Origin of the sequence: Hoeflea marina (assembly GCF_003182275.1) — a bacterium.
GTDB classification, from domain to species: Bacteria; Pseudomonadota; Alphaproteobacteria; order Rhizobiales; family Rhizobiaceae; genus Hoeflea; species Hoeflea marina.
This window is the reverse complement of the sequence record NZ_QGTR01000002.1, coordinates 36146-48257: the sequence shown is the minus strand read 5'-3', so window position 1 is coordinate 48257 and position 12112 is coordinate 36146. Positions and strand designations below refer to the sequence as shown.

Sequence of the window (12112 nt, the reverse complement as noted above, 5' to 3'; positions counted from 1 at the left end):
GGAAGGAAGAGCCCGTGATGCAAGGCCGGGCGGGCCGATCAGGCCCGCCCGGCATGCGGAATGTTACATTTTGCAATCGGCCGCGTAGGCGTCGGCATGATCCGTCATCGCGGTGGCGACGATCTTGTTGGTGTAGATGTCGCCTTCCTTGACCACTTCGCGGACATAGATGTCCTGGATCGGATGATGATTGGGGCCGAAGCTGAACTTGCCGCGTACCGATTTGAAATTGGCCGCTTCCAGCGCCGTGCGGAAGCCGGCCTGGTCGGAGACCGCCGCCTTGGCCATCGCCGAGATCAGCAGGTTGGCGGTGTCATAGCCCTGCGCCGCGTAGATCGACGGAAGCCGGTTGTATTCGGCCTGATAGGCGGCAACGAAATCCTTGTTGGCCTGGTTGTCGAGATCCTTCGACCAGGTCGAGGTGTTCTTGACGCCAAGCGCCGCGTCGCCGACCGCCTGCAGGATGTTCTGGTCGAACGAGAAGGCGGGACCGATCAGCGGCACGTCGACGCCGGCGCCGGCATACTGCTTCATGAAGGAGATGCCCATGCCGCCGGGCAGGAAGAAGAACACGCCGTCGGCGCCCGAGGCGCGGATCTGGGCGATTTCGCCGGCATAGTCCTTGGCGCCGAGTTCGGTGTAGATTTCGGAGACCACCTCGCCCTTGTAGAAGCGCTTGAAGCCGGCCAGCGAATCCTTGCCCGCCGGGTAGTTGGGGGCCATGATGAAGACCTTCTTCATGCCCGCGGTGTTGGCGTATTCGCCGGCGGCTTCATGCAGATTGTCGTTCTGGTAGGAGACCGAGTAGTAATTGGCGTTGCAGCCGGCGCCCGCGAGCTGCGAGGGCGCGGCGTTGGTGGAGAGGTAGAGCTTGCCCTGCGCCACGGCCGACGGCACCACGGCCATGGCGAGGTTGGACCAGACGATGCCGGTGAGCACGTCGACCTTGTCGGACTGGATCAGCTTGTCGGCGAGTTGCACGGCGAGGTCCGGCTTCTGCGCGTCGTCCTCGACGATGACCTCGATGTCCTTGGTGCCGGACTGCTTGACCGCCAGCAGGAAGCCGTCGCGGGAATCGATCCCCAGCGAGGCGCCGCCGCCCGACAGCGTGGTGATCATGCCGACCTTGACAGGATCGGCATGGGCCGAAGCCATGCCTGCCGCAAATGCCGCGATGGTCGCGGCCGCGATAACTGTGTTCTTCATCAGACTCTCCCTACTCACTTGGCTTCACAAGGCGGGGGCGAACCCCTCCCCGTGCGCAATTGGTTCCCACTGGCAGGCGCATCCGCGGTCCCGCCCCGGCGGGAACCATATCAGCGGAAAACGGATGGGCGAGTCCTTTTTCTTGGCTCCCGGCCATGCCGGGCGGAATTCAGGCTTGCATGGCGGCGGCAAAGCGTGGTTCGAAGGGTCACGAACGGCCCAGGCGGCCGAAAAGCCAGAGGAGACCCGGATGCAGTGCTTTTTTGTGGAGTTCCAGTGCAAGCTCGGGCAGGCCTATGACGTGGCCGACGAGATCGCCAATCGCGAGATCGCCTCGGAGATCTACTCCGTCAGCGGCAAGTTCGACCTGCTGGCAAAATTCTACGTCGAGGATGACGTCGACATCGGCCATTTCGTCGCCAACAACATCCACACCATCGACGGCATCGAGCGCACCCACACGATCCTGACCTTCAAGGCTTTCTGACCGGGCCGGACGGGCGGCGCCCCTATGCGGCAGCTGCCGCTGAGCTGGCAACGGAGCGCGGGTTGATGCGCAAGGCCCTGAGTGCATTGAGGATGACGGCGACGTCGATCGCCTCCTGCAGCAGCGCCCCCTCGACCGGGGTGAGATAGCCCAGCGCCGCGGCGATCATCCCGGCCACCGAGAGCCCGATGCCGATGAAGACACTCTGCATCGCAATGGCGACCGACTTGCGGGCGATCTCGAGACCGGGCAGCAGGCGGTCGAGATGGTCGACGAGCAGCACCACGTCGGCGGCTTCGGCCGACGCCGCCGCCCCGCGCGCGCCCATGGCGACGCCGACATCGGCCGCGGCCAGCGCCGGAGCATCATTGACGCCGTCGCCGACCATCAGCACCGCGCCGTTCTTGCGCTCGGTCAGCACAAGCAGCACCTTCTGGTCCGGCGTCAGCTCGGAGCGCACCGCGTCGAGGTCGAGCCCCTCGGTGACGGCCGCGGCCACCGCCTGGCGGTCGCCGGTGGCAAGCAGGATGCGCTCGACGCCGAGCGACCGCGCGGTCTTCAGGAAACCCGCGGTGCCGGGCCGAAGCGCGTCCGCCATCAGGATCCGGCCCGCCAGCCTGCCGTCGACCGAGACGGCGACGAGCACCGACCCCGCGCTGCGCGCGCTGTCGGGAGCCGGATCCGAGCCGATCTGGCGGGCGACAAAGTCGGCGCCGCCGACGCAGACCTTGCGGCCGTCGATGACGCCATTGACCCCTTCTCCCGGCGTCTCCGCGGACGATTGCGGAACGGCGAGCCGCTGCCCGGCCTCAGCGGCTGCGGCGAGGATTGCCTGGGCGATCGGATGCTTGGAGACCTGGTCGAGAGAGGCAGCAAAGCGCAGCACGTCGTCCTCGGAAAAGCCGTTGGCGGTCTCGATCGAGATGATGCCCGGACGCCCGTCGGTGAGCGTTCCGGTCTTGTCGAGAATGAGCGTCTTGACCCGTGCCAGCGCCTCGAGCGGCCTGCCGCCCTTGATCAGCACGCCGAAGCGCGCCGCTCGCGACAGACCCGCCACCAGCGCCACCGGCACGGCGAGGATCAGCGGGCACGGTGTGGCGACCACCAGCACGGCCACGGCGCGGATCGGATCGCCGGTGAACCACCAGGCAGCCGTGGCGATGCCGACCGTGAGAAACAGGAAGATGACCGAGTAGCGGTCGGCCATCCGCGAGATCGGCGCCTTGGATTTCTGCGCCTCCTCTACCAGCCGGACGATACCGGCATAGGTGCTTTCGGCGGCCCGGTGGGTGGCAAGGAGATCGAACGCCTCCCCGGCATTGGTCGAGCCGCTCATCACCGGCTCGTTTGTCGCAATCCGCACCGGCATGGATTCCCCGGTCAGCGCAGACTGGTCGAGCATGGCGCCACTGCCCGCCAGCGTGCCGTCGACCGGCACGACGTCGCCCTGCCGGATCAGCAGCAGGTCGCCGGGCTCGAGCACATCGAGCAGAACCTCGACGAGTTGGCCGTCCTCGTGGCGAACCGCAGTGCGCGGCACCTTGGACAGGAGTTCTTCCATGTCACGCCGCGCCCTGCCCTCCGCAAAGCTCTCGAGGAAGGTGCCGCCTGAATACATCAGCGCCACCACGGCAGCGGCAAGCGTTTCGTCGAAGATAAGAGCCGCGGTCATGGACAGCGCCGCGACGATGTCGAGGCCGAATTCGCCGCGCATCAGGCTGCGGACGATCTCGACATAGAGCGCCACCAGCACCGGCAGCGTACCGGCGATCCATACCAGCCGGGCGATGTCGGCCCGGCCCAGCAGCCACATGCCGACGCCCGCGGTCAGCCCAAGTCCCGCCAGCCCCAGCAACAGCCATTTGGCGCGATCGTCGGGCTTATCCGGTTGCATGGCATGCTCCTCGTGTCATGGGCGAACATCCCGATCAGCCGGGCGGCACTTCGACGGCAGATAAGGCACCGACTGTAGGCTTCCGCCACGGACTTTGCGACCGCATTGTGGAACGGTCGCAGGTGGCCGCCTTGCCGATCAGCGTATCTCCGATGTCATCTCTGACGTGTTGGCTGCCTGCCGGCAAGCGGCCGGCGATCGGCAGTCCGGCGGGAAACAGTCCGACCGGGCGCTGCTGCCGGAAGCGGTTGTGCGAAAACGGTTTGCGATGCCGTGCATCAACGGCTATTTCATGCAACCGCAAGCATCCTGCCAACAACAAGGCGTATCCCGGCATGAATCCAGACTTCCTCGTCACCCATTCCGGTGGCTTCCATGCCGATGAACTGCTCTCCAGCGTCATCCTGACCCGGCTTTACCCTCAGGCAGGCATCGTCCGCAGCAGGTCGCCCGAATGGATCACGCCAGGCGCGAACCGCATCATCTACGACGTTGGCGGCATCTACGACGCCGAGGCGCGCATCTTCGACCACCACCAGCGCGGCGCGCCGCTGCGCGAGGACGGCCAGCCCTACAGCTCGTTCGGCCTGATCTGGAAGCATTTCGGCCATGCCTATCTGGCTGCCTCGAATGTGCCGGACGCGCATGTCGAGGCCGTCCATGCCTCCTTCGACGCCAGCTTCGTGCTGCCTGTCGACCTGACGGACAACGGGGCGCTCAGCCCGACCGGGCCGCTGGCGATCCTGACGCTGCCGGCGCTTTTGGAAACGCTGAAGCCGGTCTTCGACGAGACCGATCCGGAGGCGGAGGATCGCGGCTTTCACACCGCGCTGGCCATCGCCCGAAGCTTTGTCGAGGCGCGGGTGGGCAAGAGTGCCGCCAAACTCCGGGCGGAGGCACTCGTGCAGCGGGCGATTGCCGAGGCGGGCGAGCAGCGCATTCTGGAACTGCCGATGGGAATGCCGTTCCGCCCGGCCGTGGTCAGGGCGGGCGCCGACCACCTGCTGTTCGTCGTGCACCCGCGCGGCCATGACTGGTGCCTGACCGGCATAAGGCGCGCCGAGGAGGGCTTCGAGCTGCGGGCGGATCTGCCGGCGGGCTGGGCCGGCCTGACCGATGCGGATCTGGAGGCTGTCTGCGGCGTCGAAGGCGCGAGTTTCTGCCACAATGGCCGCTTCATTGCCGCCGCCAAAACCCGCGAGGCCGCCATGGCCATGGCCGAACTTGCGGTCGCGGAGGCTGTCGCCATCGCGGGCTGACAAATCGTCGCGAGCCTGCAATGGCCGAGCGGCGACCGCTCAGGCGTCGCCGGCGTCGTCGTCGCCCCGGTATTCGTCGCCCGGACTCGTCATCGGCTTCAATCCGCGCAGCGTGCGGATCTTGTTGGCGGCTGCAACCGACAGCACCGCCCAGAGGTCGGCCAGCGTCTCGGCCGCCTCGCCGAGCGCCGGATCCACCTCATCCTGCGGCATGTCCTCTAGAATGCGGTCGAGCGCCCGGGCGCAGCGCTCGATGCCCTCATAGAGCAGGGCCGCCTGATCGACGGTGATGCTGGTGCTGCCCACGACCGCGGGGATTTCGGACGCGATCTGCCTTGCCATGTCCGCGCTGTCGACGATGGCCGCCCTCCAGTCCGTCACCATTGCTGCTGCCTCGCTTTCACGTCCTGTCGCCTGCACCAGCGCAGTGTCGCAACAAATCCTTAAGAGGGACGAAATCGGGACAGAATCGACCGACCGCCGACGCCTGGCACCACGCAGTCTGGACAGGCGGAGAGCGCCGCATTCGACCGCCCGTCACTAAAGCACATGGCGTGAATTCAGATCCGCGCGATGTGCTTTAGCTTTTTTGATTATGCATGTCGTGATCCCGAAACCGCTGCACACTTTCGGGCGACATGCATAAGGCCGCGCGGCGCGCCTCAGGCGGCTGCCATGGGCCTGATGTGTGACACATCAATGACCAATCTCGCCATCGCCAGATCATGGGCGCGCTGAAGGTTCAACCAGAACTCGGCAGTGTTTCCGAAAAAGGCGGAGAGCCGCAAGGCGGTGTCGGCCGTCAGGGCCGTCTCACCCTTGACCAGCCGTTCGATGCGGGTGCGCGGGACATGGATGCGCTTCGAAAGCGCGCCGGCGCTCATGCCCAGCGGTTCCAGGAACAATTCGCTCAGCACCTCGCCTGGATGTGCGGGATTTCTGATCATGCTCATCGGTTCACCTCAATGGTAGTCCACAATTTCCACGTCTTCCGGTCCCTGATCGGTCCAGACAAAACAGATGCGCCACTGCTTGTTGATACGCACCGAATGCTGGCCTGCCCGATTGCCGGACAAGGCCTCGAGGCCATTGCCAGGCGGGAATCTCAGATCCTCAAGCGCTGTTGCGGCGTCCATGGCGGAGAGCATGACGCGTGTCCGCTTCACCAGCTCAGCCGGAAAGCCCTTGCCGTAGACATCGTTGACGGCGCTTGCAGCCAGCCTGCCTTTCGTGCTCAGGATCATGGCAAACATGTATCGCAACATGATACATATTTCAAGGGAGTGATCTGGATTCGCTTGCAGTTTGCACGAAGCAGACAGCGCCCCCACCCGTCGGTGCGCGCATCCGTCCCGTCGCACACAGGGCACTCCGGCCGACAGTTTCAGGTAGGAAAAAATGGTACGGTTGGCTGGGGTTGAACCAGCGACCTCCGGATCCACAATCCGGCGCTCTAACCAACTGAGCTACAACCGCACGAGCGCCCGTTCGAGGCGCAACGCCGCTCACATACGGGCAAGGCGAAAAATTTGCAAGACCTTTGGGCCTGCTTTTCCCGTTTGTGCCGACCAAAATGAGGCGGAACGTGAAAAGGCCGGGCGCTGAGGCCCGGCCCTTGATGTCACTTTCCCCGGCGCGCTCAGGCTGCCTGGAAATCGTCCATGGCCTTTTCGCCGACGGACTTCAACTCGGCCATATTCTTCTCGCTGACGGCCTTGACCGGCCTGGAGACGTTCTCGGCGACCTTGCGCGCGGTCTCCTGCATCATCTTGGCCTGGTCGGCCATCACTTCGGCCTGCTTGCGGAAAAAGCCGGTCTGCAGTTCGATCATCTGGGCGACCGACTTGACGCCGAGCATGGCTTCCATGTGCGACAGGGAGAGATCGCTGTTGACGCGCATGGCCTCGATGGCCTTGAGGCTCAGTTCGACTGTGCCGGCCTGGGCGCTTTCCAGCGTGCTCTCGAGCGCCTTGGTGGAGTCTTCGGCGGCGGTCTTGGCCTTGGCGTAGACTTCCTTGCCCTGCGCCGCCGATTTCTCGGCCAGTTCGCGGTAGGAATCAGCCATCTTGTTCATGTCGAACTTGGGGAACTCGAACATTTCCGCGGAGGTGGTGGATTTCTTCGATGCCATGATGCTTCTCCTTGACGGTTTGCAGCCAGGCCAGGGAACCGCCCGTGGCTCTGTATCGGATGCAGAAAACCTAGCATCATTTATTGTGCAATGCAACATTTTTGATGCAACGCACTTCAGCATTAACCGTTTCATGACAATTCCGGCAGCCGGATGCGGCAATGCTGGACCGAAACCGGCGGGAAAGCTATTAATATTGTCTTAACGGGGCCTCTCGCCCCTCTGGCCGATCCAACCGGATACCGACACCATGCAGCAAGCCCGCTACCCGTTCATCGATCTGGCAGTCCATGCGGCCATCCGCGACCGTTTTGCCGCAGGCGAAGCGGTGGCGGTGCTCACCGCGGATCTCGGCGACGTGCTGTGGGCCAACGGCGCGGCGGCGCGGCTGTTCGGCTATTCCAGCATCTACGAACTGCTGGAAGGCGGGATCAATGGCCAGCCGGCGCTGGCGCGACAGGTCGAGAGCGCCGTGGGCGGACTGGCGCGACAGCCCGCGACCAATTTCATGATGCGGGTGGCCTCGGGATTCAGGCGCATAGCCCTGCCTGCCCGGGTCGAATTCCTGGATCTGGGCGGTGACGAGACTCTGATCCTGCTCTCGGGCGGGCAGGCCGACGCGGCGCAGGACGATGCCGCGCGGGCGCGCAGCATCATCAGCGGCTTCAACGACACGGACACCCATGTGGCGGTGCTCGACGCCGAGGGCACAGTCCTGGCCGCCTCCCCGTCCTTCACGGCGGTCGGCCTTTCGACCGAAGAGACCCGGCGCATGGTCGCCGATGTCGCCGCCGACCGCGACCGCATGGTCAAGCGGATGATCGGCTCGGCGCGTGGCCCTTTGCCCGCCGCCATCGGCCGGCTGACCGACGCTCCGGCGCTGCACCTGCTGTTTGTGGTCGAACCGGCTGCAAGCGAGGAGGCCGGTGCGGGCGAAGCTGCGACAGAAGGGGCCGCAGCATCGCCCCCCCTTGCCGACGCGGTGACGAGCGCGCCCGCCCCGGCCACGCCGGAAACCGCACCGACCGAAGGCGGTCTCGATGTCGACCGCCTGCGCAGCGAACTGGAGGCTGGCGCACCGCGCGCACCGGAGGAGGCGGCAATTCCGTTCGAGTTCGCCCAGGCCCGGGATCTGGTGGCCGGCGCGCCGGACACAACTCTCGATCCGGACGGCCCCGCCCCGGTGGAGGCCGCAGGCTCCGTGCCGCCGCTCGATGCCACCGGCCTGGCATCGCAGGTCTGGACCGACGCGGATCCGGACCGCGTAGCCCAGACCGACACCGAACAGGATCACGATGACGCCCTGCCGGGCGCGCAGAAGGACGCCGAGCCGACCGGAACGGAAGTCGCGGCTCTGCTGTCGGACACTCAGGATGCGCTCCTCTCCGAAACCGAAGCCGAAGTCGAAGCCGGCGATAGCACCGAGCCCTATCGCGATACGCCACTGTCCGCCGATGAACCCGACTCGGCCACCGACCGGCTCGTTGGCGCCGGCGAACTGGAAGCCCCAGACGAGAGCCGCGCGGACACATCCGCAGCCGCCGTGCCCGAGGGGCCGGAGTTCCGCTTCGATCCCGGCGGCCGTCCGGTGCGCTTCGTCTGGAAGATCGACCGCCATGGCGCCTTCAGCGAAGTCTCGCCGGACTTTGCCGCCGCCGTCGGCCCCAATGCAGCCGACATCATAGGCCGCAAGTTTCCCGACATCGCGCGGGTCTTCAACATCGACCGCGACCATGTCATCACCGATCTGTTGAGCCGCCGCGACACATGGTCCGGCAAGACCGTGCACTGGCCGATCCAGGGCACCGATCTGGCCGCACCGGTGGACCTGGCCGCGCTGCCCACCTACACGCGCGATCGCCAGTTCGACGGCTTCCGCGGTTTCGGCATTGTCCGTCCCTCCGAAGCGCGCCTGGACCCGGAAGCGCTCGGCCTGGCGCTGGTGCCGGGCGCCCGGATCGAGCCGGCGGCCGACGAAGCGATCGAGATCGACGAACTGTCCGCCGACGCCCCGGATGCCTATGCCCGGCTGGCCGCACGGATCGAGGACGTGACCACCAGGGCCGCGGCGCCGGAGGACAACCCAGCGGCTGCCGGCGAGCCGGAGGTGACCTATGAGCCGGTATCGGTGTTCGACGCCAACATGACGGCGGAAGAGGTGATGACGGACGCCGTCGATGACGAGGATCTGACCGGCGGCGAGGACGACGACACGACGGCCGAGCCCGAGCCCGAGCCCGAGCCCGAGATGATGGAGACGCCGGTCCAGCCCGCCGACCAGTTCCGCGGCGAGGTGCCGGCGCTTCATATGGGATCCAATCTCGGACGACGCGAAAGCGACAAGATCATCGATCTCGGGGAGCGCCGGGCACGGGCCCGTGACGCGCTGTCGCCGCAGGAGCAGGCCGCCTTCCAGGAGATCGGCGTGCGCCTGACGGACGTTGCCAGGGCGGACGCGGCCAGGGCGGACGCGGCCAGGGCGGCGGAAGCCGAGGCCGCCGGCCAGGACAGCACCACCGCCGTGGAAGACGATCATCCGATCGACTCCATCGATACCGGCGCCGCGTCCGGCACCGAGCAGAATGGCCTCGCCGTTCTGCCGGACGCCGACTTCGCTGCGGCGGATGTCGGCGCCACCGCCCCGGAAGCCGAGGATCTTCCCCGAGATGCGGCGGAGGCGGAGACCGAAGCCCGATCCGACGGCGACAGCGCCGAGGAAGACAGTGGCGCGGACGATCGGCCGGACGAAGCCATCGATGCCGCCGCCGAGTCCGGTACCGAGCAGGATGGCATCGCCGCCACCGCGGACGCCGGTGAAGTTTCCCCTGCCGCGGCGGAGGTGGAGATCGAATCCCACCCCGACCGCGACACCGTCGCGGCGGACAGCGCCCCCACAGACCCAAGCGCTGCCGACGCCGGCGAGCGCGATCTCTTTTCCGTGCAAGACGCGGCCGAACAGGACGAGTCCGAACATGAAGAGCCCTCCGCCGAAGTGAGCGGCGAGGAGGTGGCCGAGCCCTGGCCCGCGATGGACCCCGGCGCCCTTCCGCCCGGCATCGCTGCGTCCGGCGAGACGCGCGACCAGGCCGAACCCGAGGCCGCCCGGCCTGTGATCCATGACGCCGACACACCCGCGACAGATGCAATGGCCGCAAGCGCCGATGCGGAACCAGGCGAGCCGTCGGCACAGGCCACCGCCGCCGACCCGGTGCGGACCGAAGACCACCACGCGGCCAACGATGACCATGCGCCAGCCACTGCCGGCGCGGCGGATGAAGTCGTGAGCGGACAGTTGCCGCCGGCCGACGGCGACGATGCCGCCGAAACGCCCATTGAGGCCGCCGCCCTTCCCCTGGCCGCGTCCGCGTCCCCGACCCCATCCGCCTTTGCGCTTCCCCCGAGGCAGCAGATGCCCGCGGGCCTGACCGAGCAGCTGGTGGACGCCATTCCCGCGGCGCTGCTGTTTTATGCCGGAGAAGGCCTGCTGCACGCCAATCCGGAATTCCTGGCTCTCACCGGTTATCGCTCGACGGAGGATCTCTCCGCGCATGGCGGGCTTGACCGGCTGCTCGATCAGCCCGAAGCCGACGACCGGATCAAGGACGGCATCATGCTGATGCTTCGGGCCGATGGCGAACAGGTGCCGGTCTCCGCACGGCTGCGCTCGGTCAACTGGCATGACACGCAGGCGCTGATGCTGGCGCTGTCGCCGGCATCGGTGCTGCCCGACGCGGCCACCGGCGATCCCTCTGCCTTTGCCGGCAGCGAGGCGGAAGATCCGGCCGGCCCCATGACGGACCCCGTCGCGGACAGCGAGGATGACGCCCGCGTCGGCATGCTGGAGATCGAGGCCTCCGAACTCCGCTCGATCCTGGAGACCGCCACCGACGGCGTCATCATCCTGCGCGCCGACGGCAGCATCCGCTCCATGAACCGCTCCGCCTGCGCCCTGTTCAACTATGATGAGCAGGAAACCCGCGGCAAGCCCTTCGCCATGCTGTTTGCCCATGAGAGCCAGCGCGCTGTGATGGACTATGTCAGCGGGCTTGCCAATCACGGTGTCTCCAGTGTGCTCAATGACGGGCGCGAGGTCATCGGCCGCGAGGCCGCTGGCGGCTTCCTGCCGCTGTTCATGACCATGGGGCATCTGACCGGCTCGAAGGGCTATTGCGCCGTGCTGCGCGACATCACCCAGTGGAAGCGCTCGGAGGAGGAACTGCGCAACGCCAAGCGCGCCGCCGAGACGGCGAACTCGCACAAGAGCGACTTCCTGGCCCGCGTCAGCCACGAAATCCGCACGCCGCTCAACGCCATCATCGGCTTCTCCGAAATGATGGCGGAGGAGCGCTTCGGCCCGATCGGCAGCCCGCGCTATCTCGAATATGCCCACGACATCGGCAATTCGGGCAAGCATGTGCTCGACATCGTCAATGACCTCCTCGACATCTCCAAGATCGAGGCCGGCCAGGTGGAGCTCGAATTCACCGCCGTGGCCCTCAACGATCATCTGGCCGAATGCGTCTCGATGCTGCAGCCGATGGCCAACAGCCAGCGGGTGATCATCCGCACCAGCCTCTCGGCGACGGTGCCGGAGGTGGTTGCGGACCAGCGCTCGATCAAGCAGATCGCGCTCAATCTGGTCTCCAACGCCATCCGCTACACGCCATCGGGCGGCCAGATCGTGGTCTCGACCGGCTATGAGCAGTCCGGCAGCGTCGTGCTGCGCATCCGCGACACCGGCATCGGCATGGGCCGCAAGGAGCTGGAGCAGGCGATGAAGCCGTTCGGCCAGGTCGGACCCGGCCCGCGCCAGCGCGGCGACGGCACCGGGCTGGGGCTGCCGCTGACCAAGGCAATGGTGGAATCCAACCGGGCGCAGTTCGACATCGTCTCGGCGCCGGGCGAAGGGACGCTGGTGACGATCACCTTCCCGCCGCAGCGCGTGCTGGCCGATTGAAGCAAGCCGCCGGCTTGCGGCGCGGCCGGAAGACACAAAAAAAGGGGCTGTGAAAGCCCCTTTGAGTTTGATGACAAGCTGACCAACACGCGGCAACCAGGTGCCCCGAATGTTCCTCTCCGTTATGCGAGGGTCGGATTAACCGCAGCTTGCCGGAATCGGTCAAATGCAACGGATC

The 12112-nt window shown here is 66.4% G+C and carries 10 protein-coding genes and 1 tRNA gene; 3 read left to right on the top strand and 8 right to left on the bottom strand.

From position 1 onward, the window contains the following. Window positions 1-63 precede the first annotated feature (63 nt). Window positions 64-1206 carry an ABC transporter substrate-binding protein gene (locus DFR52_RS06720; protein WP_110031203.1) on the bottom strand — a complete coding sequence of 381 codons (1143 nt, stop codon included), beginning with the start codon at window positions 1204-1206 and terminating at the stop codon, window positions 64-66. A gap of 250 nt (window positions 1207-1456) precedes the next feature. Between DFR52_RS06720 and DFR52_RS06715 the strand changes: the two genes are divergently transcribed. Then, window positions 1457-1693 carry an Lrp/AsnC ligand binding domain-containing protein gene (locus DFR52_RS06715; RefSeq protein WP_110031988.1) on the top strand — a complete coding sequence of 79 codons (237 nt, stop codon included), beginning with the start codon at window positions 1457-1459 and terminating at the stop codon, window positions 1691-1693. A gap of 22 nt (window positions 1694-1715) precedes the next feature. Here DFR52_RS06715 and DFR52_RS06710 read toward each other — a convergent pair whose 3' ends face one another. Further along, the gene (locus DFR52_RS06710) at window positions 1716-3587 is read right to left on the bottom strand and encodes a heavy metal translocating P-type ATPase (protein ID WP_110031202.1); all 1872 of its coding nucleotides are present in this window, start codon (window positions 3585-3587) and stop codon (window positions 1716-1718) included. 34 nt (window positions 3588-3621) lie between these two features. Further along, window positions 3622-3924, bottom strand: a complete 303-nt coding sequence (locus tag DFR52_RS24170; protein WP_146215547.1) for a hypothetical protein — start codon at window positions 3922-3924, stop codon at window positions 3622-3624. Here DFR52_RS24170 and DFR52_RS06705 point away from each other — a divergent pair. Continuing rightward, window positions 3923-4846: an MYG1 family protein gene (locus DFR52_RS06705; RefSeq protein ID WP_110031201.1), complete on the top strand. Its 924-nt coding sequence runs from the start codon at window positions 3923-3925 to the stop codon at window positions 4844-4846. The two genes, DFR52_RS24170 and DFR52_RS06705, sit on opposite strands and share 2 nt — an antisense overlap. A gap of 39 nt (window positions 4847-4885) precedes the next feature. Here the strand turns inward: DFR52_RS06705 and DFR52_RS06700 are convergent, their stop codons facing one another. The 5 genes from DFR52_RS06700 to DFR52_RS06680 all read right to left on the bottom strand — a co-directional run bounded on the left by DFR52_RS06700 (window position 4886) and on the right by DFR52_RS06680 (window position 6977). Further along, complete coding sequence (locus DFR52_RS06700; protein WP_110031200.1) at window positions 4886-5230, bottom strand: hypothetical protein; 345 nt, start codon at window positions 5228-5230, stop codon at window positions 4886-4888. A gap of 278 nt (window positions 5231-5508) precedes the next feature. Next, a complete protein-coding gene (locus DFR52_RS06695; protein ID WP_110031199.1) occupies window positions 5509-5799 on the bottom strand; it encodes a HigA family addiction module antitoxin in 291 nt (96 codons plus the stop codon). A 9-nt stretch (window positions 5800-5808) separates the two neighbouring features. Continuing rightward, entirely contained in the window at window positions 5809-6111 is a 303-nt protein-coding gene (locus DFR52_RS06690; protein ID WP_110031198.1) for a type II toxin-antitoxin system RelE/ParE family toxin, read from the bottom strand. Window positions 6112-6245: 134 nt separating this feature from the next. Beyond that, a tRNA-His gene (locus tag DFR52_RS06685) sits at window positions 6246-6322 on the bottom strand. 163 nt (window positions 6323-6485) lie between these two features. Next, window positions 6486-6977: a phasin family protein gene (locus DFR52_RS06680; protein WP_110031197.1), complete on the bottom strand. Its 492-nt coding sequence runs from the start codon at window positions 6975-6977 to the stop codon at window positions 6486-6488. A gap of 250 nt (window positions 6978-7227) precedes the next feature. Between DFR52_RS06680 and DFR52_RS06675 the strand changes: the two genes are divergently transcribed. Then, window positions 7228-11934 carry a PAS domain-containing sensor histidine kinase gene (locus tag DFR52_RS06675; protein ID WP_110031196.1) on the top strand — a complete coding sequence of 1569 codons (4707 nt, stop codon included), beginning with the start codon at window positions 7228-7230 and terminating at the stop codon, window positions 11932-11934. Window positions 11935-12112 lie beyond the last annotated feature (178 nt).

What these genes read in the sequence shown, in the direction of transcription:
- DFR52_RS06720 (WP_110031203.1), bottom strand. Translation starts at nt 1,206, where the DNA reads ATGAAGAACACAGTTATCGCGGCCGCGACCATCGCGGCATTTGCGGCA.
- DFR52_RS06715 (WP_110031988.1), top strand. Translation starts at nt 1,457, where the DNA reads ATGCAGTGCTTTTTTGTGGAGTTCCAGTGCAAGCTCGGGCAGGCCTAT.
- DFR52_RS06710 (WP_110031202.1), bottom strand. Translation starts at nt 3,587, where the DNA reads ATGCAACCGGATAAGCCCGACGATCGCGCCAAATGGCTGTTGCTGGGG.
- DFR52_RS06705 (WP_110031201.1), top strand. Translation starts at nt 3,923, where the DNA reads ATGAATCCAGACTTCCTCGTCACCCATTCCGGTGGCTTCCATGCCGAT.
- DFR52_RS24170 (WP_146215547.1), bottom strand. Translation starts at nt 3,924, where the DNA reads ATGCCGGGATACGCCTTGTTGTTGGCAGGATGCTTGCGGTTGCATGAA.
- DFR52_RS06700 (WP_110031200.1), bottom strand. Translation starts at nt 5,230, where the DNA reads ATGGTGACGGACTGGAGGGCGGCCATCGTCGACAGCGCGGACATGGCA.
- DFR52_RS06695 (WP_110031199.1), bottom strand. Translation starts at nt 5,799, where the DNA reads ATGAGCATGATCAGAAATCCCGCACATCCAGGCGAGGTGCTGAGCGAA.
- DFR52_RS06690 (WP_110031198.1), bottom strand. Translation starts at nt 6,111, where the DNA reads ATGTTGCGATACATGTTTGCCATGATCCTGAGCACGAAAGGCAGGCTG.
- DFR52_RS06680 (WP_110031197.1), bottom strand. Translation starts at nt 6,977, where the DNA reads ATGGCATCGAAGAAATCCACCACCTCCGCGGAAATGTTCGAGTTCCCC.
- DFR52_RS06675 (WP_110031196.1), top strand. Translation starts at nt 7,228, where the DNA reads ATGCAGCAAGCCCGCTACCCGTTCATCGATCTGGCAGTCCATGCGGCC.